The 1,680-nt window shown below is 60.0% G+C and carries 1 protein-coding gene; it reads left to right on the top strand.

The window, feature by feature from the left end:
• Nucleotides 1-35 precede the first annotated feature (35 nt).
• The coding region (locus VOI29_RS24395; RefSeq protein ID WP_323784473.1) for a xanthine dehydrogenase family protein molybdopterin-binding subunit at nucleotides 36-1,680 on the top strand (1,645 nt) is incomplete at its 3' end.

Below are 1,680 nucleotides of genomic sequence, written 5' to 3'. Positions count from 1 at the left end.
GCAAAGCCAAGATGATGATCAAAGGATGCCGCCAAATGGAAAAGTTCGGAAAAAGCCAACCGGTCAAACGGGTTGAGGATGTGCGGTTTCTGACCGGCGAGGGGCGCTATGTGGATGACATCGCGCCTGCCGACGCGCTGCATGCCTATTTCTTCCGGTCTCCTGTCGCACATGGGGTGATCACGACGCTCGATGTCACGGATGCGGCCGAGGCAGAGGGCGTGCACGCTGTCCTGACAATCAAGGATCTGGAAGCTGCCGGCATGGATATCTCTATGGCGGCAACTGTGTTGCAGAACCGCGATGGCAGCGAAGGGGCCAAGCCGTTGCGCCCCATGCTTGCGAAGGACCGTGTGCGTTTCGTTGGGGAACCTGTTGCGGTGGTGATCGCCGAGACGATGAACCAGGCGCGTGACGCCGCAGAGCTGATCATGTTCGACGTGGACGATCTGCCCACCCATATGACGCTGGATCGTGGCGGCGAGACGCTGCATCCCGAAGCGCCGGACAACATGGCATTCGACTGGGGTATGGGGGATGAAGAGGCCACGCAAAAGGCATTCGACGCGGCGGTAAAAACGGTCAGCCTGAACGTCGGAGATAACCGTATCATCGTCAACGCGATGGAGCCGCGCGGCTGTTATGCTGAATGGACCGACGGCAAGGTGCATGTTTCCAACAACGGGCAGGGCGTTTGGGTGCACAAAGGCAACCTCAAACGGGTGTTCGGGCTAGATGACGACCACGTACAGGTGACCAACCCCGATACGGGCGGTGGTTTCGGCATGAAGGCCGCGGCTTATCCCGAATACTTCTCGGTCGCGCAGGCGGCACGGGCCTTGGGGCGTCCGGTGCGCTGGATGTCGGACCGGACCGAGGCCATGCTCAGCGACAATGGCGGGCGTGATCTGACGTCACTGGCGGAATTCGCTTTTGACGAAAACAACAAGATCACCGCCTACCGCGTCAGCACCAAGTGTAACCTCGGGGCCTATAACAGCCAGTTCGGCCAGCCCATTCAGGCGCTGCTGTTCAGCAAGGTTTTGATGGGGGTCTATGATGTGCAGACCACATGGCTGCAGGTCGAAGGCTATTACACCAATACCGTTCAGACCGACGCCTATCGCGGTGCTGGCCGGCCCGAAGCGATTTATGTGCTGGAGCGGCTGATGGACCGCGCAGCGCGCGAATTGGGTGTCGACCCGTGGGAGCTGCGGCGGATCAACTTTATCAAACCCGAACAGTTTCCCTATACCTCGGCCACGGGCGAGCTTTACGACGTGGGTGAATTCAACCGTCTGCTGACCCGTGTTGCGGTCGAGGCGGATCACGACGGTTTTGCCGCGCGTAAGGCGGCGGACGCAGCCAAGGGGCTGCTGCGCGGGCAGGGGCTGTGCTATTATATCGAAAGCATCCTTGGCGATCCGGCAGAGGGGGCCAAGGTCGAGTTTAATGCCGATGGCACCGTGTTTATCTATGTCGGCACCCAGTCTAACGGGCAGGGGCATGAAACCGTCTATGCGCAATTCCTGTCGGATCAGACGAGCATTCCGGCAGAGCTGATCCACGTCATTCAGGGCGATAGCGATCTGATCAAACAGGGCGGCGGCACTGGTGGGTCGCGCTCCGTTACCACGCAAAGCACGGCGACGCTGGCTACGGTGGCCAAGATGACCGATG

Origin of the sequence: Leisingera sp. (genome assembly GCF_034669605.1) — a bacterium.
Lineage (GTDB): Bacteria > Pseudomonadota > Alphaproteobacteria > Rhodobacterales > Rhodobacteraceae > Leisingera.
This window is presented reverse-complemented; position numbering and strand designations above follow the sequence as displayed.